This window comes from Ruegeria meonggei, assembly GCF_042768335.1.
Classification (GTDB): Bacteria; Pseudomonadota; Alphaproteobacteria; order Rhodobacterales; family Rhodobacteraceae; genus Ruegeria; species Ruegeria meonggei.
In genome coordinates this window covers 2,711,696-2,734,118 of the sequence record NZ_JAXHBT010000001.1, presented here as the reverse complement: position 1 = coordinate 2,734,118, position 22,423 = coordinate 2,711,696, and the positions used below count along the sequence as shown (strand labels likewise).

The following is a 22,423-nucleotide window of genomic DNA, read 5'->3' as shown; positions in this document are numbered from 1 at the left end:
ACTCAATCGTGCCCTTCGCTGTCTTCCAAAATAGAACTCAGTTCGAACGCCAAACCAAAAAACCTTTGCCTGACCTCTTTTGCGTAGGGGTTCGCGTTCTCAATAGCCTCAAAAACCTCCGGCGCGTCATGTTGTACCATCGAGATAGCTTCTGAGATAAGATCAAAACTCTTGGTCGTCATACGAGACGGTAAAGGCCCCATATTCAGCAACACTTTAGCAATCAAATGGGTAATGCCTTGAACAGTTGCCGCATCCCTGTCGTGCTGGTCTGGTGTCGTCATTATGACGTGAAGGCCCAGGTGTTTTCGTAGAAAAGCCGCAACGTGGATATGGTGATGTCCGCGTATTGGACAAATAGCGATCTTTCGACCTCTGACACCATTGCGGGCGCTTTGCGGGCCAAATAGTGGATGAGTTGCGACAATACTGACGTAATCTGGAAGAAACCTATCCATAATCTCAGAGGGCTCAACTTTTACCGAACCAACATCAACTATGATCGCACCAGGGCGACAGATTGGGGCAATGGACCTCACGACACTCTCAAAGCTTGAAACAGGTGAAGCGACTACAATCACGTCGCACTTTGCAACTTGATCAAGAGAAGTAAGTGACACGCCGAGTTTCGATGCGTCTTCTTTTAGGTTTGGTGATGGATCATAAGCAATCAGCTTGAATTGCTCGTTCAGGTGCCTTGCAATCAGCTGCCCGAATGCGCCGAAACCGATGATCCCGACAGATGTAGCGGCTTTTTCAACTCTAGAGTTTTTCATCTCATGACCTCAAAAAACTGCCGCCCGGCAGGAGATCATTTCGTGTTTAGACCGCTGTCAGGGCAGCGGAAAATTCACAGTGAAGCGTCCGCAGCTATGCAAGCTGAGGATAATACCCTTTGGAAATGTCAAACGCTTTCATCATGTGTATCGAACTAGTTCACCATACAGGTTGAAGTCAACCATTTGCCTGGGAACGCTCCAAAACTGATGGTGTCTGCCGACGGTGTATCGAACTTCAACTCGCGCAAGCCGCGCAAAAGCGGTGTTGACTGCGGTTACGTATTCGACGAGTTAAATTAACCAGTTGTTTAATTAACTAACTGGTATAATATGTCGCCATGACAGGTGATGAACAACTTGATGCAGCTTTTTCAGCACTGGCCCACCCTACGAGGCGCGCAATTCTGGCACGATTGGCCAAAGGCACAGCGACTGTGAACGAGCTTGCAGAACCCTTCGATGCGACCTTACCCGCGATTTCCAAACATATCCGGGTACTGGAGGCTGCTGGCTTGGTCTTACGTGGCAAGAGTGCTCAGTTCCGCCCTTGTGCTTTGGACACAAAACCGCTGGAGGCCGTTGCAAGCTGGACCGACCAATACCGTTTCATCTGGGAAGCTCGGTTCGACGCAATGGACAGAATTCTGAATGGAATGAAGGAAACACCAGATGAATGACGAGAAGAAATGGGTAAAGATCGAGCGAGAATTTGACGCCCCGATTGGCACCATCTGGGACATGTGGACTGACCCGGCCCTGTTTAGTGCATGGTATGGACCCCGCGGCATGTCGGTTCCAGTAGCCGAAATGGACGTGGTTGTTGGCGGCACGCGTAAGGTTTGCATGGAAATGAATTCGGCTGAGCGACCCATGAAAATGTGGTTCACAGGCGTGTACAAAGAAGTCACCCGACCGCATCGCCTCGTCTATACGGAGAGTATGTGTGATGAGGATGGCACCCTTATCACACCTCAGTCCATGGGCATGCCTGGTGACTTTCCTGACATCACCGAGATCATTGTTGAACTCTCTGAAGCGAACGGGAAAACCTTTTTGACCATGGTCCACATTGGTGTTGAGGCGGGCACAGCAGGTGCCGGTGGGTGGAACCAGGCCTTTGACAAGCTCGTCGAGTATCTTTCCGCAAAAAAATTTGGCTGACAGCTCGGACACATGCGACAGCTTGCCATTCTGACATTCGTGACGCTCGATGGCGTGATGCAATCCCCGAGTATGCCAGAAGAAGATCCGTCGGAAGGGCTTGAACACGGTGGCTGGGCAGCGCCATATTGGGAGGGCGTGATGGAGCAAGTCGAGCGTCACGCCATTTCCGAGCCATATGACATGGTATTTGGTCGGAAGACCTACGACATCTTCGCGGGCCATCCCGATGCGAACATTCCACCGTCATCCTACCTCGGATAAAACAGACGTTCCTCCAAGGATCAGAGTTGGTGGAGTGGCCACCAAGCGGACATTCGCTGCAGGTGCGACAAACCAACTTCGCACACGTGAGAGCGGACATTGATTTATCGAAGGCGAATGTGATGTTTCTATAGCCGTAGTCGTCTGACCTCTGCATCTCCCCATAGTCATTTATTCCAAGGATGAGTCCCGATGAGTGGTTTTAGTTTCCGGTCTTTACTCAGTTTGAAATACCGAAATCACCAGCTGGCCGAGATATACTGAGTTTCCATAAACTCGAGCATACCTTCATGTCCGCCCTCTCGCCCTAGGCCGGATTGTTTAACACCACCAAATGGCGCCGCCGGGTCGCTTACTAACCCGCGATTGAGGCCGACCATGCCGTATTCCAATCGCTCGCAAACCTGTAGCGCGCGCTTGAAATCATCTGAGAAGACGTAAGCCACAAGACCGTATTCGGTGGCGTTGGCGCGGCGGAGGACATCTTCTTGGTTGGTGAAGGTCTGAATGGCAGCGACGGGTCCGAAAATCTCATCATTCACACACTCGGCACTTTCCGGAACATTAGAAAGAACGGTTGGAGGATAAAAGAATCCAGGCCCATCAGGCGTGGTACCCCCACACTCGATACGGGCCCCTTTCGCAACTGCGTCAGCAACAAACCCGGCCACTTTGTTGCGGGTATCGGCATTGACCAGTGGACCAACGTCGACGGAGGGATCGGTGCCGTCCCCGACCTTCAACGCGGACATTTCTTCCGATAGGCGCCTCGTAAACTCCTCGGCGAGGTTTGCATGCACGTATATCCGGTTGGCCGCCGTACAAGCTTCGCCCAGATTGCGCATCTTGGCTAGCATGGTGCCCTCGATTGCCGTTTCCATGTTGGCATCTTCCAGAACAATAACGGGTGCATTTCCCCCAAGCTCCATCGCTGGTTTCAACACCTGATCAGCGGCACCCTTCAGAAGTTTCCGTCCAACAACCGTTGATCCGGTAAAGCTGACCACACGCACGCGCGGGTCGTGCATCATGTGATCAACCAAGGCACCCGTGCGCCGCGATGGTAGAACATTAACCAATCCCGGTGGCGCGCCAGCCTCTTCCAGAAGGGGCATCAGCGCCAGCATGGTCAGAGGGGTCTCTGACGCGGGCTTGATGATTACCGCGCAACCTGCGGCCAGGGCCGGCGCGATCTTGCGGGTGCCCATGGCAGCCGGATAATTCCAAGGGGTCACCAGCACCGCTAGGCCCGCGGGCTTATGTTGCACAATGATCCGGGTACCGGAACTGGGGGCATGAGTTATCATTCCATCCGCCCGCACGGCTTCTTCAGCGAACCAACGGAAGAATTCTGCGGCGTAGATGGCCTCGCCAATCGCATCTGCCCTGGCTTTGCCATTCTCCAGCGTGATCAGATGCGCAAACTCTTCCAACCGGTCTGACATGAGCTCCCAAGCTTTGCGCAAGACCTCGGACCGCGCCCGGGGTGTGCGGGCAGACCAATCGGCCATGGCAGTCTCGGCAGCATCCAGCGCGCTGTCCGCATCCGCGATTTCGGCGGAGGCGACCGAGGCCAAGACTTCTTCTGTGGCCGGGTTGATCACATCAAATCGCTGACCTTCGGATCCTGGTTGCCATTGGCCGTTGATATAGAGATCGGTGTTTTTCATGAGGGGTCCCTTTAGGTCAAAGCAGGTGGAGCAAAGGATTGGCCAGCCGTTCGGAAAAACCTGAGATAAGGGCTATCGCGGCGGCGTCGTCCATCAGGTCAGCTGTGAATTCAAGGCTGAGGCGCAAGGTGTCGTTGTCGCTTGCGATACTCAGGATTGGAGCCGCAACCGGGCCAAGCCGCAGCCCGGTTATCGGGCTGTCAGTCAAGTCCCTCAAAACCAAATCCGCCTTCTCGTCGGGGCTTTCCAACTGATTAAGAAGGCGGGTTTTGTCAGGGTTCCTGTAAGTGGTCGCGGTACCGGTCAAGTCCGAAACGGCAATCGCCAAATCCAAGCGCTCGGGTTGGGCGGAGCGCAGTGCCCCGGCGGCAATGCTGACCCAAAGCGCCGATGGAGCAATGGTTATTCCGCCGTCTTCCAGCATCCAGCTGAGGAAATCATCCGTGCCGGACCGGGGAACGCTGGCGGTGATCTGCATCAGATGGCTTGTGGGCGGCGAATTGCGGTTGCTCTCGGGCAGGTTTCGAAGGATTTCAATATCGGCAACATGATAGGGTTGCGGATGTCCGGCCGATACTAGCCGGTTCAAATCCAACCCTTCAGCAAAGGCAACGCGGCGCGCTTTGGGCGAGGCCAGAATGCGCCCGCTCTCTGTCATCGTCGTTTGATTTGGTTCAGCGGATCGCTTGTCATCGAATGGTGAAGGAATTGCCGAGACGATCTCATTGGCGACAGTAGGCTGCACGGGGGCATCCACCGGATCGCTGGACGCTGGCAGCGGGCCGCTGTCGTCGGCCGTGTCCGATATATGCGCGATGACCTGCCCTACCGGCACCTCTGCTCCGGCTTCGGCGGTAATGTTTGTCAGATAGCCATCGACGGGCGCTTCGACCTCCATGGTCGATTTATCAGTCTCCACCTCGAACAGCGGATCACCGGCGCTGACCGCCTCGCCCGGCGCTTTCAGCCAATTCACCAAAAGACCGGTGTCCTGCGCCATGCCTAAGGCTGGCATGATCACCTCATGTGGCATGGAACATTTCCCCTGACATAAGTTTGCGCGCGCTTTCGGCGACGCCTTCCGGGGTTGGAACGGTTATGTCTTCCAAGGCGGGCGAGAACGGAACAGGCACATCCATGGCCCCCATCCTCAGCACTGGCGCATCCAAGTGGTAGAATGCTTTTTCGTTGATACGGCTGGCGATTTCGCCCGTGACGCCATAGCTTTGATGCCCCTCATCAACCACGATTACACGGCTGGTCTTGCGAGCAGACGTCAGCAGTGTTTCTTCATCCAACGGGACGATTGTGCGCGGGTCGATCACCTCAGCTGAAATCCCTTCGGATGACAATATGTCGGCGGCGTTTTCGCAGACCTGGACCATCGAAGACGTCCCAATCAGGGTTATGTCGGTGCCCGAACGTTTCACGTTGGCTTCACCGAAGGGGATAAGGAATTCCTCTTCCGGTACTGGCGCTTTGTCGTTGTACATTAGCTTGTCTTCGAAGATCACAACCGGGTTGTTGTCGCGAATGGCGGTTTTCAGCAGCCCTTTGGCCTCGTAGGCCGAAGACGGCAAAGCTACTTTCAAGCCTGGTATATGGGCCACAAGGGCGTGCAGTGATTGCGAATGTTGGGCAGCGGAGCGCCGGGTCGCCCCCAGATTGGTACGCAGGACCAAAGGCGCGTTCATCTTGCCGCCAGACATATAGTGTGTCTTTGCGGCCTGATTACACAGCTGATCCATCACCAGAAAGAGAAAGTCGCCAAACATCAAATCGACAATGGGGCGGGTCCCGGTCATCGCGGCACCGACAGCCAGCCCCATGAAACCCGGCTCTGCGATTGGCGTGTCCACCACACGATCTGTTCCAAATTCTTCAACCAGGCCAGACAGGATCTTGAACGGTGTTCCCGCCTCGGCAACATCTTCACCAATTATGAAGGTCGTGGGGTCGCGACGCATTTCTTCGGCCAACGCTTCGTTAACAGCCTGAGACAGGGTTATCTCTCGCATAATCTTCTCCTCAGGCTAGTGCGTGTTTGACGTCAGTAAAGACATGCATGTCGACCTCGGATACGTCCGGGTAGTCTGCGTTCAATGCATAGTCGACGGCCGCTACAGCTTCGGATTTGATTTCGGCATTCATCGCCTCAATTTCTTCTTCCGAGGTGATACCCTCGGCGACCAGCCAGGACCGGAACCGTGTTATCGGATCACGGTTTTCCTTCCAGTCCTTTTCTTCTTCTTTGGAACGGTAGTACTCGCGGTTGATATCGCCCACATGGTGGCCGTGATACCGATAGGTCATCAGTTCGATAAAGAACGGTCCTTCGCCCCGACGCGTGCTTTCCACCAGTTTCTGCGTCAGCTCATTCACCGCCAAGACATCCTGCCCATCGACCTGATGGGCCTCGATCCCAAAGGCTTCGGCCCGCGCCGTGATCGAGCCTGCAGCGATTTCCTCGGTGCGTGTGTATTCTGAATACCCGTTGTTTTCGCATGCATAAATGACCGGCAACTTCCACAGCGCGGCCATATTCATGACCTCGTACATCAAGCCCTGCGCCGTAGCGCCATCGCCAAAGAAACAGACGGTGACGTCATCCTTGCCCAGCAGCTTGGCGGAAAAGGCGGCCCCGGTAGCGATGCCCATCGACCCGCCGACAATCGCGTTTGCACCAAGGTTCCCATTGGATTGATCCGCGATATGCATGGACCCGCCCTTGCCACGGCAATAGCCTTCTTCTTTGCCCAACAATTCGCAGAACATCTCTTTGAAATTCGCGCCCTTGGCTACGCAATGGCCGTGACCACGGTGGGTCGAGGTGATCTTGTCGGTTACCCGCAACGCCTCGCAAATTCCAACCGCAACGGCCTCTTCGCCGGAATACATATGGGTTAGCCCCGGCATTTTGGCTGACAGATACAGTTGGTTGGCATTGTCTTCGAATGTCCGGATGCGAACCATCTGGGCGTACATGCGCAGATAGTCCTCGGTGTTAGTTCTTGCGACGCTCATGGCGAACTTTCCTAATGGGTAAAACCGGCCCTTGTCGGGGCCGTATCGATCCGCGTCAGTAGCGGTTGGCGATTGGCAATTCTTCGGCCGGGAACAGGCTGATCACCTCGCAACCGGTTTCTGTCACCACGACCTCTTCCTCGATCCGCGCGGCAGAGTAACCGTCGGCGGCCGGGCAATAGGTCTCAAGCGCAAACACCATCCCGGTCTTGATCTCCATCGGGTGATCAAGGCTGACCGCGCGACTTATGATGGGCCGCTCATGCAGCGCCAGCCCAAGCCCGTGACCGAATTGCAGGCCAAACGCAGACGCTTCATCCGGGAATCCGAACTCTTCCGCCTTGGGCCAGACGGCAGCAACCTTGTCAGTACTGACACCCGGCTTGATCATCGAAATCGACGCATCGATCCATTCGCGCGCTTTCACATAGGCGTCGTTTTGGGCGGGCGTTGAGCGACCAATGTTGAACGTTCGATAATAACAAGTGCGATATCCCTGATAAGATTGTAGAATATCAAAAAACGCCTGATCGCCGGGACGGAACAACCGGTCTGTGAAATTATGAGGATGCGGGTTGCAGCGTTCGCCGGAAATGGCGTTGATCGCCTCGACGTCGTCGCTGCCCATCTCATAAAGCATCTTGTTGGACAGGGCGACGATGTCGTTTTCGCGCACGCCTGGCTTCAGCTCTTCATAGATCATGTGATAGACGCCATCGACCATCGATGCCGCCTGCGTCAAAAGCTGGATTTCATCCCAGTTCTTGATCTCACGTGCAGCCAGCATGATCTGCTGGCCGTCAACCACGTTGATGCCTTCAGCCTTTAGCGCCTCGAACATCGCTGTTTCCGCATAGTCCACTCCGACAGGCATATCGGCCATCCCGGCATCCCGGATCAACCCGGCGATCTCTTTGGCGTATTTGCGCATCAATCCGAACTCTGGCGGGATGGTCCCGCGCATGCCCACGACGCCGGCACGGCAATGATCCGGCACCAGCCAATCCGAATATTTCTTGTGATGCATCGCGGCGGACCCGAAGTCCCAGACATATGGGGCGTCATCACCGGTCAGCAGGCAAAAGCGGCACATCTTGTCGCGTTCCCATTCACCTATCTTGGTGGATGACACGTAGCGGATGTTATTCACATCAAAGAGGAGAAGCGTACCGGCATTCGAAGCGATCAATGCCTCACGCGTACGAGCCAGGCGATAGCGACGCAGTCGGTCATGATCGATCCTGCGTTCAAAATCGACCGATGTATGGCCCCAGGCAGGCAGTCGCCCCTCCCATTGCCAGTTGGGTTCAAGATCCTGCGGGGTCAGCAGGTTGGGCATTAATGCTCTGGACATATCGGCTCCTCAAGGCGGTCGAGCCACCTGTGTTTCATTTGGATTTTCTGCAAAATTGCGGCGCTACTGAATGCACCAGCCGCCGTCGATATGGATCATCTGACCGGTCATATAGTCGCTGTCATCGCTCGCCAGGAACGACGCGGTGCCAACAATGTCATCGGGATATGACACGCGCTTAACCTGAAGGGCATCGCGGACGATGTCTTCGTAGGCTTGCCCTTCACGTTCCTTGAACCCGATATCGACAAGGTCCTTGTCGAGTTGTTCCCACAGCGGAGTAACGACCACCCCCGGCGCATATCCGTTGACGGTGATGCTGTGCTCGGACAATGCGACGGCACCGCAATGCGTCAGTGCCAGGCAGCCGTATTTCGACGTGCAATATACCGTCACATCCACAAGCGGTTTACGCGAGGCAATCGACCCCACGTTGATGATCTTGTAAGGATGGCCCTCCATCGGGCCTTGTTTGATCATCTGGCGCGCAGTTTCCTGCATGCCCAGCCACATCGCCTTGGTGTTGACGTTCATGATCATGTCCCAGTTGTCTTCATCGATATCCATGAAGAACCGGGGCTTGTTGAGACCTGCGTTAAACAGGCCCACATTGATGCTGCCAAAGGCATCGACTGTCGCGGCAACGGCTGCGGCGTTGTCCTCGCGTTTGGTCACATCCATTTTTACCGCAATCGCCTTGCCGTTGCCGCTGGCATTGATGCCATCCGCGACTTTTTCCGCCTCAATATGGTCAAGGTCCCCGATACAGACATTGGCACCCTGAGAGGCAAAACTTTCGGCATTGGCCTGACCCATGCCGCGGGCGGCACCAGTAATCAGAATATTTTTACCTTTCAGGCGATTGAGGTCCATGATCTTCTCCTTGGAGTTCTAACTTCGTCGCTTGTTTTCAAGCGTTGCGTCGGCTCGGGTCTGCGCGCGGTACATGGCCTCTTTCGGGGGGACCATTCCACGCAGCATGTCGTGCAGTTCTTCGCCGCAGATGCGGATAACGTCGCTGATCTCGGGCACTGGTGGGCGTGGCCAAAACTGCAGTTCATCCCGCCAGGACATCGCGTCCACCGCCTCAAAGATTGGTGAGGATCGCCGCACCTCGGGGTCGGCCCCGACCGAGTAGCGCGGGTTGGTCCGGCTCCCGTTCTGGACGTAGAGCTTTTGTGCCTCGGGAGAGGTGAAGACCCGCAGCGCTTCTGCGGCCGCCGCGCGGCGTTCTGGTGGCAGGTTGGACGGGATGCCCATCACATAGCCACCAACCGGGGCCACCTGAGTGGCGCCGAGACCGGCGGGATGCGGAAGCAGACCGGTTTGCCCGAACGCGGGCGAGGACGGATCGCTTTCAAAATATGGCGCCAGCAGAGTGTAGCCATAGGCCATCGCCACCTTGCCCGCCGCATAGGGACGGATCCGTTCATACCACGACATCGACAGGATATCGGGTGGCGAGTATTTCAGAAGCTCCATCAGATACTCAGCGGCGTACAGACCGGCGGCTGTGTCGATGGTGAATTTGTAGGTGTCGTGATGCAGGTTTTCAGTGTCAAAACCGCCGGCAATTTCGTCCAGATCAACGATCGGTTGCCCGAAATCCGAAAGCGTCGTTAAGAATGTATGCCCAAGAGCAGTTCCGCGCGCCGCGTTCCAGGCGATGCCATATCGCCCATGTTGCGGGTCGTGCAGTGCCTGCGCGGCCGTCAGCAGTTCATCCGTGGTCGCAGGGGGTTCCAGCCCTGCTTCGGCGAACTGATCGCGTCGATAAAACAAAAGCTCTGGCGTGGTCTGGGCGGGGACACCATATGCTTTGCCAGCCCAATGCGCCGCTTTCCAGCCAGCAGTATGGAAGTCGGCCGGATCTAGTACGTCCAGATCCATCACCTCTTCCAACGGCTGCAATACGCCCTTCTCGACGAACTCACCGATCCAGGGCAGATCAACGGCGATGATGTCATAGCGGCTGGTCGGGCGTTCTGCGTTCTTCAGGGCTTCTTCATGCAGACGGTCGATCGAAAACGCACGTTGCTGAATGGGTGATCCAATCACCTGTTCAAACTGACGCTTAAGCGTTTCCATCACCATGAAAGTCGGATCGCCATGGACAAGAACACGAACGCCACCGGCAAGTTTCAGGGGCTCTCCGAGCACTTGCAGCGGTGGGATCGACTTAGTCGCCATATAGGATCCACCAAAATAGTAGTCGGTGGATTCGGGGCGTTTTTCACTCGCTCCGAATTTAAGCTCGGCCAGACGCCGAATGCGCGTCGAGAGCTGCATCCATCCATCAAGAAGATGCTCGCTGGGATGAAGAGAGAAGCTTTTGCCCGAGCTGGTGCGCGGGCGCTGTTCGATCAGACCCTTCTCGATCATCTCCTTAACTCTGCGCGACGCAGTGGCATAGGGAATATGAGAGGCCGAGATGAGTGACGTCGGCGTGACGGTTTTTCCCTCGAAATGGTTGCGGATCAGAAACAGGGACATCAGGAAGAACGGGTTCGGGGCAAACGCCTCGATCACGTCTTCCAACTCTTCGCAAAAACTCTCAAGGAACGAGACAACCTGAAGCATTTCAGTCTTGTCCTGATGAAAACCTTGCTGAAATGTCGAAGCTGAGCCGTCCATGGGTTTGTACCGCTTTGCACCCTTTTCAGGAGTTGGCGCCGGGTTCGACGCTTGATTGTTCGATTTGGACAAATTCGATTCGCTCATATTGCCCTCCCCCTCAAAATGTTCAGAATGATCGTGGTGCAGTATTGCTTAGATATCCGTTCTGGATACCATGATTCTCAATCTGGATATTTTCGAGGACTGTTAGCTTTGCGGATTTCGCCATCCTGTCGGGGCTAATCCGCTCAGAGGATAATGATTCCCGCAGAGGAAAGACGGGAGTTGGCAAGACAAAGAAGTTACCCGGGAGGAAACCGAATGAATATCCGCAAAACTCTTGTTGCGACCACCGCCCTGACCCTGACTGCCTTCGGCGGGGCCGCACTGGCCGAGACAAAGACAATTGGCATTACGCAGAACAATGTAGGCGTCGACAGCTACCAGACCACTTACGAAAAAGCCTTTATTGCCGCAGCCGAAGCAAACAGCGATGTTAATGTCGTTGTCCTGGACGCGGGCGGCGACGTTGCGCGTCAGATCGCCCAAATGGAAGACCTGATCCAACAGGAAGTCGACGCCATCATTATCTGGCCAACCAATGGCGAGGCCGTGATCCCTGCGGTGCGCAAGGCCCACAAAGCCGGTATTCCTGTCATCGTCACCAATTCGAACATCGCCGAAGCTGGCTTTCCGTTCGTCTCATCCTTCTCGGGGCCTGACAACATCACACAGGGTTCGCGTTCCGCAGAAATCATATGCGACAAGTTCAAGGATATGGGCATCGAGAATGAGGCGCGCGTCGTTCAGATCTCAGGTCAGCCCGGATACACAACGGCCATCGAGCGCCAAAAGGGCTTTGATGACCGCCTGCCGGAAGTCTGCCCCAATGTAACGCTGGTGGAAACGCAGCCGGGCGACTGGAATCGTGAGAAATCCCAGAAAGTCATGGAAGCCTTCCTTGTTAAATACGATGACATTGATGGCGTCTATTCCGGTGATGACAACATGGGTGTTGGTGCACTGAACGCAGCAAAAGCGGCAGGTCGCGAAGGCATTATCTTTGTCGGCGCAACCAACTTTGCCGTTGGGTATGAGGCAATGGGCCGTGGCGAATACTGGGGATCTATCTACCAGTCGCCTGTTGACGATGCCGAGGCCGCGTTAAAGACAGCAATAGAAACGCTTGATGGCAAGGAATTGCCATTCCTGAACTACTTCGACACGCCGAAGATCACTCAGGACAACATGGGCGATTATACCAAGCCCGTATTCTAAAGCCTCTCCTCAGATGCGTTGAGCCCCGGTGGGCTCTGCGCATTTTTTATCACTTTAAGAGAATAGGGAGGAACCCATGGGGCGGGTCTCTGGACGTTCCTGTATTGTCACAGGGGCAGCTCAAGGTATCGGACGCGCCATCGGTGAGGCGCTGTTGGAAGACGGCGCAGATGTCTGCTTTGCCGACATAAACGCAGACAAGGTGGCCGAGGTCGCCGCCGAGAACCAGCATCGCGCCAAACGTCATGGTGGCCAGGTCACCCATGCAGCGGTCGACGTGACCGACCGCCAGCAAGTCCGCGCGATGATTGATCACACCGTGGGAATGTTTGGAAAACTGGATGTGAAATTCAACAACGCGGGTGTCAACAAGCCGATGAATTTCCTCGATGTGACTGATGAGAACTGGCATTTCATCATGGGAGTAAACGGGTTGGGATGCATGATCGGTATGCAAGAGGCCGCGCGGCAAATGATTGCGCAAGGCACCGCTGGAAAGATCATCAACACCGCCTCCATTGCCAGTCGGCAAGGTTTTGACAATGTGGCACCCTATTGTGCCTCGAAATGGGCTGTTGTTTCGCTGACCCAGTCTGGTGCTCGGGATTTGGCAAAGCATGGTATCACGGTGACGGGATTTGCGCCGGGTGTGGTCGCGACGGAAATGTGGGAAGAGGTCGACCGCGACCTGATGGAGATCGGGGCAGCCGAACGGCCAGGGCAGGCAATGGAAGAGTTTTCGGCAGAGATATTGCGCGGACGTGTTGCGCAGCCCGAGGATATCACCGGAACGACGACCTTCCTTGCGTCATCAGACAGTGACTACATGACCGGCCAGATCGTGATGATCGATGGTGGAATGACGCTGGTTTGACAACCGCGTGCGCTGCAGGCGCAAGAATACGCTCCGGCATGACGGAGACAGGGAGAACGGGATGGTGCAACTAAGGAAATCCGACATCGGAGGCATATTGGCCCGACAGGGCATTCTTGTGGCCTTCGCAGTGTTTATCATCGGATTTACGTTGGCGAATCCAAGGTTTCTGGATCCAGACAACATCATGGGCGTCATCCGTTCATCTGCCATTCTGGGCGTGATGGCGCTGGGTGTGACCTTCGTTGTGATCAGCGGCAATCTTGATCTGTCGGTTGGCTCGATGATGTCTTTCTCGACCATTGTTGTGCTGGATCTTCACGACAAGATCGGGCCAGCCCTGGCGATCCCTTCAATGTTTGCCATGACGATGTGCCTGGGGGCGCTGATCGGGTTTCTTGTCGGTTACCTCAAGCTGAATTCTTTGATTGTGACGCTTGGTATGTTGTCCGCCATCCATGGGCTGACGCTCACGTATTCCGGCGGCAAAAACATGGATATCGCCGATAAGGAAGGGACCTGGTTCAGCGTGTTTGGTCAAGGCGAGGCGCTGGGTATTCCTGTGCCAATTCTGCTGTTCGTATTGCTTGCTTCATTCTTGGGAATTGTGCTGGCCAAAACGCCCTTTGGCCGCAAGGTCTATGCTGTGGGCGGCAATGGCGTTGCCGCGACCTTTTCAGGCATCCGCCGGGCGCGGGTCGTGTTCGCCTGCTATCTGGCTTCGTCATTTTGTGTGGCGACAGCTGGCCTTATTCAGGCAAGCCGTTCAATGGGCAGCCAGAACACTGTGGGGCAAGGGCTAGAGCTTGAGGTGCTGGCGGCAGTGATCCTTGGCGGGGCATCTTTGTTGGGCGGGTCCGGAACAATCTTCAAGACCGTCATCGGAGTCCTGATGCTTGGGTTTATCCAGAACGGGCTGTTGCTCGTCGGTCTTCAATTCTACGTCCAATACGTCGTGACCTGGGTGATCATCATTCTGGCAGTCTGGCTCGATATTGCGGCCAAACGCGGCAAGCTTTGGTCACCGATCGCGTAAGGGAAACGGATACATGCAAGCTGGTACTCTGAGCACATTCCTGAAGCGCGGCGCCATATGGGGTTTTATCCTGTTCGAGCTGATCTTTTTCAGCATCGCGGGTGAATTCATGTCGCTCAGCGACAAGGCCTTCATGGATCTCGACAACATGCTGTTGCTGTTCAAACAATCCGCCCCAATTGGGATCATTGCGATGGGTATGACCATCGTCATGATTAACGGCAATATTGACCTCAGCGTCGGGGCAACCTTTGCACTATGTGCCATCGTCCTGCTGGACAGTCTGACCTGGCCGGTATTCGCAGGTTTAGGCGATTGGGTTATCCCAATCTCGTGGTGTCTAGCCTTGCTTACCGGGATTGTTCTGGGCGCCATCAACGGTGTGATCGTCTGGAAGACCGGGGTAGATGCATTCATCGTGACCTTGGGTTCGATGCTTGGCTATCGCGGCTTGGTTTTCATGTACAACGGCGAGCAACCGACAAGTCAGCTGAACTGGACATTGGTCGATTTTGCCGAAGCCCAGTTTCTTGGCCTGCACACCGCCACGTGGTTCCTGCTGGCCGTGACCTTGGTGATCTGGTTCATCATGACCCGCACCATCCACGGGCGCAACGCTTATGCCATCGGCGACAACCGCGAAGCGGCGGTGAATGCGGGTATCCGGGTCGGAGCCCATATGATGATCAATTTCATGATCATCGGGTTTTTGGCGGCCCTGTCAGCTGTTGTGTTCTATTCCGAAAGCGGGTCAGTCAATCCAAATGACGGCGAGCTGTACGAGCTGTGGATCATCACGGCTGTTGTCCTGGGTGGCACCAAGCTAACGGGCGGCGCGGGGTCTGTTGTGTCGACCTTTGGCGGCGTGTTGGCAATCCAGCTGTTGCGCAAAGGACTTGGCCATATCGGGGCCGATACGTCGACCGTCAATTTGGTGATCGGCCTCATCCTGATTGCGGTGCTGTATCTGGATAAGCAGCTAAACCGCAAAGGTGCCGAGGAGTTGAAGATATGACCGAACACACACCGGCCCTGCGTCTTGAGGGGATCGTGAAAACCTTCCCCGGGGTTCGTGCGCTTGATGGGGTCTCATTTGCGGTCATGCCGGGCGAGGTCCATGCGCTGATGGGTGAAAACGGCGCTGGAAAGTCAACGCTGATGAAAGTTCTGGGGGGCATTTATCAACCAGACGACGGCCAGATCCTGATTGCGGAAACACCTACGATCATGGCGTCCCCATTGGAGGCTAAGGCCATGGGTGTTGTATTCATTCATCAAGAACTCAGCCTCGCAGATGAACTGTCCGTGGCTGAGAATGTGTATCTGGGAGAGCTGCCTCGCAAATCTTACGGGCGGGTCGATTGGGAGGCGCTCTATGCCAATACCGCGAAAATTCTGGATCGGCTAAAAGTCGGGTTCACGCCCAAAACCCTTGTCGGAGAGCTGTCGATTGCGAACAAGCAAATGGTCGAAATTGCCCGTGCTCTGACGGTTGATGCAAAGGTTGTGATATTCGACGAACCCACCGCGTCACTGACAGACACCGAAAAAGACGTGCTGTTCGAGGTGATCGCGGACCTCAAAGCGCGGAATGTGGGCATCATTTATATCTCCCATCGGATGGAGGAAATTTTCCGAATTACAGACCGGGTCAGCGTTCTGCGCGATGGGCAACATACTGGTACCGCGATCACTGCTGACACAGATGAAGAAGCCGTCACCCAAATGATGATCGGGCGTAAGCTGGACCTGTCCCGCAACGTCTCGCACCACGAACTTGGGGACGTGGCCCTGGAAGTGCGCGATCTGAGTTGCGGCGACCTTTATCGAAACGTGAGTTTTCAGATCCGACGCGGGGAAGTTGTCGGGTTTTATGGCCTCGTCGGAGCGGGCCGCACCGAGATCGCCGAAACCCTGTTTGGCCTGCGCGATCCGTCTGCCGGGCAAATCTTGATTGATGGTCAGGCGATACGCATTCAATCGCCCTCGGATGCGATTGAGAAGGGCATTTCACTGGTACCCGAAGATCGAAAAGGCCAGGGGTTGGTGCTGGGCATGAACTGCCGGGATAACATGTCTCTGCCGCAAGTGGATGATTTGAAGACGGGGCCATTTGTGGCCGAAGGGGCCGAAATCGCGATATTTGACCAATACCGTGATCGTCTGGATATCAGAACCCCGGGGTGGAAGCAGCTTGTAGGCAATTTATCAGGCGGCAATCAGCAAAAGATCGTCATTGGCAAATGGCTGTCCATGCACCCCAATGTCCTGATCGTTGACGAGCCAACACGCGGCATTGACGTCGGTAGCAAAGCCGAGATTCACAACCTGATCCGCGACCTCGCCGCGCAGGGTTATGCGGTGATTGTGATCAGTTCAGAAATGCCGGAAGTCCTGCATGTTTCGGATCGGATCTACGCCATGTTCCAGGGGAAAATCACGCAAGAATTCACTTCTGAGGCAGTAACCGAAGACAGCCTGGTGCGCGCGATCTCGGGCCTTGCTGATACCGGCTCGCCGCAGGTCGCGTGATGAAGGTTGGTTTTGCAGGACTGGGACGCATGGGGCGGAGGATGGCGGCAAATTGCACCCAAGCGGGTCATGACCTGACCGTCTGGAACCGAAGCAAAGGTCCAGCACAAGCGTTTGTCCAAACCGTTGGCGGTCGCATTGCGGCCACTCCGGCAAAGTTGTCGGGCCTTTCCGAGGTCGTAATATCCATGCTGGCCGACGATACAGCCGCCCGGGCAGTCTATTTGGGGGATGACGGGCTGATCACCGCCTCGGGTGCACCAGTTCTGGTCGAGATGGGCACCATGAGCCCTACCTTGGTCGCAGAGATCGCCGAGGCCGCCGAGGCGGCAGGAAAACGCTTTATTGACGCACCGGTTTCCGGGGCCACCAACGCCGCTGAAGAGGCCGCTCTTTTGATCATGGCTGGCGCTGACGCTTCTGCAGGCGCGCTGCTGTGCCCGCTCTTTGATGCAATGGGGCGCAAGACAATTTGGCTGGATCAGGTCGGCGCGGGTGCCGCCATGAAGCTGGCCGTGAATTTGCTGATCCACGGGATGAATCAGACAGTCTCAGAGGCGCTCTGTCTGGCCGAGAATGCAGGTATCGCAACCGAACGCGCATTCGACGTGATTGAAAACTCGGCCGCTGCTGCGCCAATGTTGAAATTCCGCCGCCCGATTTACCTGGACGAAACAAACCAGGACGTGACCTTTACGGTTGCCCTGGCGCGTAAGGATGTCGGTCTGGCATTGGATCTAGCTGAGCAAGTCGGCGTACCGATGCCGCAGTCCGAGATCACCTTTCAGGTTTTGAAAGACGCCGAAGCGCAGGGCTTCGATATCCGCGACATGGCGTCCATCTTCAACTACATGCGAGGAAAATCCGAATGAAAGCCGCACTATTTGTTGGTGGATGGGAAGGCCATGCCCCCACGCAATTCAGCGATTGGTACGAAGCTCTATTGAAGGAAAACGGGTTCGAAGTCGATGTCTACGACACGCTGGAACCGCTGGAGAACCCAGACGTGCTGGCTGATCTGGATCTGATCACACCAATCTGGTCTTCGGCCCGGTCGGGTCACAAAGACAAATACGGGAATATGACCAAACCGCAGGAAGATGGGCTTTTGAAGCTGATCGGTGATGGGTGCGGGCTGGCCGGATGGCACGGCCATATGGGAGATGCATTCCGCGACCGCCCGACCTATCATTTCCTGATCGGCGGCCAGTTCGTCGCCCACCCACCAGGGTGGCCGGACAACCTGCAACCGCGTGAGGACTACATTGATTATGATGTTACTATCTGCAAACCGGATGACCCGATCGTCAATGGGATCAGGAGTTTTCGACTAACAACCGAGCAATACTATATGCTTATCGACCCTTCCAATGATGTATTGGCCACGACGACCTTCTCAGGTGACCATCTGTGGTGGATCGAAGGAACGGTCATACCGGTGGTCTGGAAGCGCCGCTGGGATAACGGCCGTGTGTTTTATTGCTCAATTGGGCATGAATTGGACGACTTGAAACACCCTCAGGTTACCGAGATTATTCGTCGGGGTGCCATTTGGGCAGCTAAAGAAAAATAAATCCTAATTGAGATTTGTTCACTAAGCCAAGACTGCAGCTGTTGTTGCCAATTTAACGATTTTCCGTATCCGAGACGCCTCAACGTTGCGACATCGACCAACGCCTGCTTTGGGGATACGACAACGCAGAGGCGGATCTGATTGTGAAAGTCAGCTTTGGTCTGTGACCTGCCGAATGCACCCACAGCGGCAAAGTCACTCGGCAATGGCTGGTAAGGGCTCATAAAAATCCTTGTTCAGTCTCACTGCAGAGAAAGTCAGCAGCAAGCCCAATTTACAGAGTGCTGCGCCCTGCGCGAAAGTCGGCTTTGCCGGAGCGCAGAATGCATATGAAGAAGCAGTCACCGATCTGTTCTCGGCGCTGGACACGGTTGAGGCGCGGTTAGAAGGCAACGCCTATCTGGTGGGTGGTCAGTTGACCGAAGCCGACTGACGGTTGTTCACAACGCTGATCCGCTTCGATCAGGTCTATGTCGCGCTTTTCAGATGCAATATTCGACGGATTGCGGATTACCCAAATCTCTCGGCTCTGCGCAAGAAACTCTATCAGCATGGCGATGTCGCCGACACGGTGAAGTTCGATCAGATCAAGACCCATTATTGGGCGAGCCTGCGCGGTGTAAATCCAAGCGGCATTGTGCCTGCTGGACCGGAGCTGGTGCTATGAGCGATTCAGTAACATTGGCGGTAACGGACCATGTCCCAATGGAGGCCAAGGCTCGCTACGAGGCGCTTGTCGAAGAACTGCACCGATTGTTCGAAGCCCAGAACGGCTTCTTGTCAGTCGATACCGTGCGGCACAGCCGCCCGCATCAGGTCGCGTACACAGTGTTGTCGCGGTGGTCTGATGAAGCCGCTGTGACGCAGTGGCGGGAAAACCCAGCCATTCGCGAGAAGTTGACGCAGATCGAAGCCATCACCGGCGGTCCCGCGCAGCATGTGCAGGCCATTGGTTTAGGGATGTGGGTGGATCATGCGGAGGGATCGGCCCCACATTTGCCACCAGCATGGAAGCGCACTGCCATGAGCGCCGCTGCCGTCTACCCGATGTTGATGCTTTTGATGGCGCTGAGTTCACCCATCATTGGTGGCCTGCCGCAGTTTCTGCAGGTCTTGATCATCGTGATCGTTCTGTCTGCGCTCTTAACGTGGCCCATCATGCCGTGGCTCAGCAATTTGCTGCGTCCCTGGCTCATGGCAAAGTGATTCAGAAAGCTACGATAATGCTCCTCGACTATGATCTGCCGGAATACCACGTCAGCAAACGAAAAGGGCTTCCATCCTCGGTCAAAGAAACGTTGCTAGAAAGCACGCGATCTGAATGGAAAGATCATCCGCGTTTTGGTGGCAAAGCGAGCTTCTTTAGGTCGATCCATCGCAACTTGCTGGATGGTGCTGTACAGCTTTCGCGCGGTACTGAACAGCTGCTAGACGTGCCTGCCAGCGATGTTAGCCAGGCCGTCATGCAGATGAACTTGCTGCCATTTGCCAAGAACCTGATCGGATTTGCACATCATCATCACGAGATCGAAGATCACGGATACTTCCCTCAATTTGGATTGATGTACCCCGAACTAAACCTTGGGTTCTCTTTGTTGGATGACGACCACAAGGTATTGGATGCGGCACTGGATGGCACGCAAGCAGCGCTGAACCAGCTAAACGATCCCGTGGTCACACGCGACCAACTGGCAGGCTTGCATGAAGGTGGCCAAGCATTGGAAAATATTCTCAATCGCCATATCTGGGATGAGGAAGAAGTCATCATTCCGATCTTCTTGCGTCATGGATAATCGGTCATTGAATTCGCATGACTGAAGGTCGGTTTTGTCCCGCTGCCCTGCCATCTGCGAAGCGCCTGGGAATGTCCGGTTTGCGACCTGCTGCACGTGCGAAAGCGGAAATGGGACCAAGGGCAGCTCCGGGCTCGTCGCTCCAGTTGGGCCACAACGTCCGGTTTGCGGCAAATTGGATCGGTTGGAGGTGTTTATGGCCGCCAGGTCCAAGCCTCAGAGATTCTTTGAACGATCCGCCTCCCTTTGGTGTTCTTAAAGAACACTGAGAAAAACTGTACTGCCATCACCAACGAGAGCATGCTTAGAAGCATTCTATTAGGACTTTGGGTTAAGTGGCTCAGTTGTCGCGCCTGCTGATACGCAGTCAAGTGGTTGGAACTTTCAGTCCTATGATTTTCCAAGAACGTCTTAACTTCCGAAGCCAACAACTCAGCTTCGTGGCTTCTACTTGCATCAATGTACCAATAAAACGCGGCAAAAGAGACCATTGCCAACCCAATGATAAGCGGTGAAAACCCTTGTTTCATTCGGATAATTTGCTCCAATGACCTAACTCAAAACTCTCATAGCAGCGCAAGCTGGTTATGTGAAACGTGTAAAGCAGGTCTTGGCGCAGCCGCAGCGAAAGGCTGTAAATCCCGCTTAGCGGACGCATGCACGCGCAGAGATCAAGTAGCTTGTGAACGGCGGCTCTGGGCTCTTACCGATATTCTATGCCAAGGCCGGTCAGTTGGTACTCAAGTCACACTGAAGCACCAAGATACATTCCCCTACGTCGTCTTTTCTCATTGATCTGGTACTGGCTTCGACAGATAGAGAGGTCTGCGGTGGCTGTCTTCCTTCGCAAGTGGCGCATGTCAAAGCGCTGCCGGAGGATCTCCGCTGGCCTTTATTCACGGCTTACGCACCTGCCACAGGCCCTATCAGAGGACGTCATGCCCCTTTCACCTGACGGTCAAGACCGCGCTGCTCGCGCCATTGACCCATTGCCAATACGCCTTATCAAGCGCGCTATACTGGTTCTTATCGGCCTGTTTTATTTCCTCTTCGTGGCCTTTGCCCCTCTTCTTTGCGTTCGGCGCAGAGGGTTTCGGGGTTGGTATTGGCGCCTGGTGAAACGGTCATGTTCACGCCTGCTGTGGCTCCTCAGCATCCGCGTCGAGATGTGTCCTGAGGAAAAGAATGCCCTCGCCGCCGACACCAACAGCATCATCGTGGTTAACCACCGTAGCCATCTCGATGGCTTCAGTCTCATGCACGTGGTGCCCGACACCAAATGGTTCACTTTCGCGGCGAAGTCAGAGTTCTGGAACAGCAAACTCCTGCGCACTGGTTTTGATGGAGCGGGTCTCGTCCCTATCAACCGGGACTCCGGCTCAACTGCCATGGATACGCTGATAAAGGCTGTCAAGGAAATGCCCGCCCGCTGTTCCATCGTGCTATTCCCAGAAGGCACCCGAGCCAAAACAGAATCGCTAGGGGACTTTAAAGCGGGTGCAGTCTTAGTCGCCCGAGAAACCGGTCGCACGATCACCCCTATTGTCATCCACGACAGCGATAGTCTACTTCCACGCGGCAAACATTTACCGCGCAGCGGGACGATCCGTGTGGAGGCATTGCCAGCATTCGCGTGCGATCCTACCGCTAGTGTGGATGAGGATCTGGCGCGATTGCGCAGGCAGATGATGGCTGTGTTTGAGCGGTGAAGTCTGTTTGACAGAAATATACAGAAACCGAGTTTGTAGAGATTCGGCTACACGTAGCGGCAGATAACAGATTTGCGGAACAGTTGTACTTGTCGGTGGGTTTTTCTCCAACGGGTATCGATATGCGAAGAACTAGTTAGGACCCGTATTGCAGTATGCTCTTAGCCAGTCTTATCTATGGTTGGACTGCTTGGTATTGTCTCTGAACCCTCAGCAGAGAACGGACATTTGAGTGCCCTGTTCTCGCTATTCTTGCCGGAGGCAGAAACAGCAGGGGAGACACGAACTTGCCAGATTCTGTACGACGTATGAGTGACCAAAAGCTAACACTAAGCTGCCATCAAACCACCAGCTTCGCCTGCGATATCTACTATGCTGTCATCGCCGGTCTGAATGCGAACTGCCGGGCTTTCCCCTCCGAGTTCCAATTTGGGTGAGGTTAACCAGAACGCGGATTGCCACGGGGTCATTTCACGTGGCAGGGCTTCCAACACTTTTTCCATCAAAGGAAGCGGGGTTCCATCCTCAGGAAACTGGAAAGATGGATAGGCGTTGGCCCCATTGTAAGGCAACGAAAGTACCTTCCCGGTTCGTGTCCAGATGTCGGCTATCCGCGTGATCTGCCAGGAGCCCTTCTGCCATTGTGCGTGCACGCCGACATCGTCCAGCAACGGATACTCACGCGCAAAATCATCCATCCGGATGTCATTGACCGCGCAACAATGCCCCTCGAATTTATGTAAATACATCTACTTACTCA

At 55.0% G+C, this 22,423-nt stretch carries 24 protein-coding genes; 15 read left to right on the top strand and 9 right to left on the bottom strand.

What is annotated here, in order from left to right; genetic code table 11:
* Nucleotides 1-2: 2 nt before the first annotated feature.
* A complete protein-coding gene (locus SJY13_RS13490; RefSeq protein WP_377191452.1) occupies nucleotides 3-776 on the bottom strand; it encodes a prephenate dehydrogenase/arogenate dehydrogenase family protein in 774 nt (257 codons plus the stop codon).
* Between the two features lie 341 nt (nucleotides 777-1,117).
* Here SJY13_RS13490 and SJY13_RS13485 point away from each other — a divergent pair, with 341 nt between their 5' ends.
* From SJY13_RS13485 to SJY13_RS13475, 3 genes are read left to right on the top strand one after another with little or no spacing between them, the layout of a single operon-like run.
* A complete protein-coding gene (locus SJY13_RS13485) occupies nucleotides 1,118-1,456 on the top strand; it encodes an ArsR/SmtB family transcription factor (protein ID WP_377191451.1) in 339 nt (112 codons plus the stop codon).
* Nucleotides 1,449-1,940: an SRPBCC family protein gene (locus SJY13_RS13480; RefSeq protein ID WP_377191450.1), complete on the top strand. Its 492-nt coding sequence runs from the start codon at nucleotides 1,449-1,451 to the stop codon at nucleotides 1,938-1,940. Before SJY13_RS13485 ends, SJY13_RS13480 begins: the two co-directional genes overlap by 8 nt.
* A gap of 12 nt (nucleotides 1,941-1,952) precedes the next feature.
* Nucleotides 1,953-2,204, top strand: a complete 252-nt coding sequence (locus tag SJY13_RS13475) for a hypothetical protein (RefSeq protein WP_377191449.1) — start codon at nucleotides 1,953-1,955, stop codon at nucleotides 2,202-2,204.
* A 239-nt stretch (nucleotides 2,205-2,443) separates the two neighbouring features.
* Here SJY13_RS13475 and SJY13_RS13470 read toward each other — a convergent pair whose 3' ends face one another.
* From SJY13_RS13470 to SJY13_RS13440, 7 genes are all read right to left on the bottom strand, one after another.
* The gene (locus SJY13_RS13470) at nucleotides 2,444-3,874 is read right to left on the bottom strand and encodes an NAD-dependent succinate-semialdehyde dehydrogenase (protein WP_377191448.1); all 1,431 of its coding nucleotides are present in this window, start codon (nucleotides 3,872-3,874) and stop codon (nucleotides 2,444-2,446) included.
* Nucleotides 3,875-3,890: 16 nt separating this feature from the next.
* Complete coding sequence (locus SJY13_RS13465; protein ID WP_377191447.1) at nucleotides 3,891-4,907, bottom strand: biotin/lipoyl-containing protein; 1,017 nt, start codon at nucleotides 4,905-4,907, stop codon at nucleotides 3,891-3,893.
* Entirely contained in the window at nucleotides 4,897-5,892 is a 996-nt protein-coding gene (locus SJY13_RS13460) for an alpha-ketoacid dehydrogenase subunit beta (RefSeq protein ID WP_377191446.1), read from the bottom strand. Before SJY13_RS13460 ends, SJY13_RS13465 begins: the two co-directional genes overlap by 11 nt.
* A 10-nt stretch (nucleotides 5,893-5,902) precedes the next feature.
* Nucleotides 5,903-6,898, bottom strand: a complete 996-nt coding sequence (locus tag SJY13_RS13455; RefSeq protein ID WP_377191445.1) for a thiamine pyrophosphate-dependent dehydrogenase E1 component subunit alpha — start codon at nucleotides 6,896-6,898, stop codon at nucleotides 5,903-5,905.
* A 55-nt stretch (nucleotides 6,899-6,953) separates the two neighbouring features.
* On the bottom strand, nucleotides 6,954-8,252 hold the full coding sequence (locus SJY13_RS13450) for a M24 family metallopeptidase (RefSeq protein ID WP_377191444.1): 1,299 nt from the start codon (nucleotides 8,250-8,252) through the stop codon (nucleotides 6,954-6,956).
* Nucleotides 8,253-8,315: 63 nt separating this feature from the next.
* Entirely contained in the window at nucleotides 8,316-9,125 is an 810-nt protein-coding gene (locus SJY13_RS13445) for an SDR family NAD(P)-dependent oxidoreductase (RefSeq protein ID WP_377191443.1), read from the bottom strand.
* A gap of 18 nt (nucleotides 9,126-9,143) precedes the next feature.
* Nucleotides 9,144-10,886, bottom strand: coding sequence for an extracellular solute-binding protein (locus SJY13_RS13440; protein WP_377193645.1), 1,743 nt, complete (start codon nucleotides 10,884-10,886; stop codon nucleotides 9,144-9,146).
* 303 nt (nucleotides 10,887-11,189) lie between these two features.
* Here SJY13_RS13440 and SJY13_RS13435 point away from each other — a divergent pair, with 303 nt between their 5' ends.
* From SJY13_RS13435 to SJY13_RS13380, 12 genes are all read left to right on the top strand, one after another.
* Nucleotides 11,190-12,146 (top strand): sugar ABC transporter substrate-binding protein, encoded by a 957-nt coding sequence (locus SJY13_RS13435; protein ID WP_377191442.1) that lies wholly within the window; start codon nucleotides 11,190-11,192, stop codon nucleotides 12,144-12,146.
* Nucleotides 12,147-12,222: 76 nt separating this feature from the next.
* Nucleotides 12,223-13,020 (top strand): SDR family oxidoreductase, encoded by a 798-nt coding sequence (locus SJY13_RS13430; protein WP_377191441.1) that lies wholly within the window; start codon nucleotides 12,223-12,225, stop codon nucleotides 13,018-13,020.
* A gap of 61 nt (nucleotides 13,021-13,081) precedes the next feature.
* Entirely contained in the window at nucleotides 13,082-14,056 is a 975-nt protein-coding gene (locus SJY13_RS13425) for an ABC transporter permease (protein WP_377191440.1), read from the top strand.
* Nucleotides 14,057-14,069: 13 nt separating this feature from the next.
* On the top strand, nucleotides 14,070-15,071 hold the full coding sequence (locus SJY13_RS13420; protein ID WP_377191439.1) for an ABC transporter permease: 1,002 nt from the start codon (nucleotides 14,070-14,072) through the stop codon (nucleotides 15,069-15,071).
* Nucleotides 15,068-16,588, top strand: coding sequence for a sugar ABC transporter ATP-binding protein (locus SJY13_RS13415; RefSeq protein ID WP_377191438.1), 1,521 nt, complete (start codon nucleotides 15,068-15,070; stop codon nucleotides 16,586-16,588). Before SJY13_RS13420 ends, SJY13_RS13415 begins: the two co-directional genes overlap by 4 nt.
* On the top strand, nucleotides 16,588-17,460 hold the full coding sequence (locus SJY13_RS13410) for an NAD(P)-dependent oxidoreductase (protein ID WP_377191437.1): 873 nt from the start codon (nucleotides 16,588-16,590) through the stop codon (nucleotides 17,458-17,460). Before SJY13_RS13415 ends, SJY13_RS13410 begins: the two co-directional genes overlap by 1 nt.
* Nucleotides 17,457-18,161: a ThuA domain-containing protein gene (locus SJY13_RS13405; protein WP_377191436.1), complete on the top strand. Its 705-nt coding sequence runs from the start codon at nucleotides 17,457-17,459 to the stop codon at nucleotides 18,159-18,161. The genes SJY13_RS13410 and SJY13_RS13405 overlap by 4 nt, the downstream gene beginning before the upstream one ends.
* Before the next feature lie 232 nt (nucleotides 18,162-18,393).
* Nucleotides 18,394-18,594, top strand: a complete 201-nt coding sequence (locus SJY13_RS13400; protein ID WP_377191435.1) for a glutathione S-transferase C-terminal domain-containing protein — start codon at nucleotides 18,394-18,396, stop codon at nucleotides 18,592-18,594.
* Nucleotides 18,595-18,597: 3 nt separating this feature from the next.
* Complete coding sequence (locus tag SJY13_RS13395) at nucleotides 18,598-18,828, top strand: hypothetical protein (RefSeq protein ID WP_377191434.1); 231 nt, start codon at nucleotides 18,598-18,600, stop codon at nucleotides 18,826-18,828.
* Nucleotides 18,825-19,367, top strand: a complete 543-nt coding sequence (locus SJY13_RS13390) for an antibiotic biosynthesis monooxygenase (RefSeq protein ID WP_377191433.1) — start codon at nucleotides 18,825-18,827, stop codon at nucleotides 19,365-19,367. Before SJY13_RS13395 ends, SJY13_RS13390 begins: the two co-directional genes overlap by 4 nt.
* Nucleotides 19,325-19,954 (top strand): hemerythrin domain-containing protein, encoded by a 630-nt coding sequence (locus SJY13_RS13385; protein WP_377191432.1) that lies wholly within the window; start codon nucleotides 19,325-19,327, stop codon nucleotides 19,952-19,954. The genes SJY13_RS13390 and SJY13_RS13385 overlap by 43 nt, the downstream gene beginning before the upstream one ends.
* Before the next feature lie 938 nt (nucleotides 19,955-20,892).
* A complete protein-coding gene (locus SJY13_RS13380) occupies nucleotides 20,893-21,663 on the top strand; it encodes a lysophospholipid acyltransferase family protein (protein ID WP_377191431.1) in 771 nt (256 codons plus the stop codon).
* Nucleotides 21,664-21,992: 329 nt separating this feature from the next.
* On the opposite strand, the gene SJY13_RS13375 is transcribed toward SJY13_RS13380, so the two are convergent.
* Nucleotides 21,993-22,412: a hypothetical protein gene (locus SJY13_RS13375; RefSeq protein ID WP_377191430.1), complete on the bottom strand. Its 420-nt coding sequence runs from the start codon at nucleotides 22,410-22,412 to the stop codon at nucleotides 21,993-21,995.
* Nucleotides 22,413-22,423: the final 11 nt, after the last annotated feature.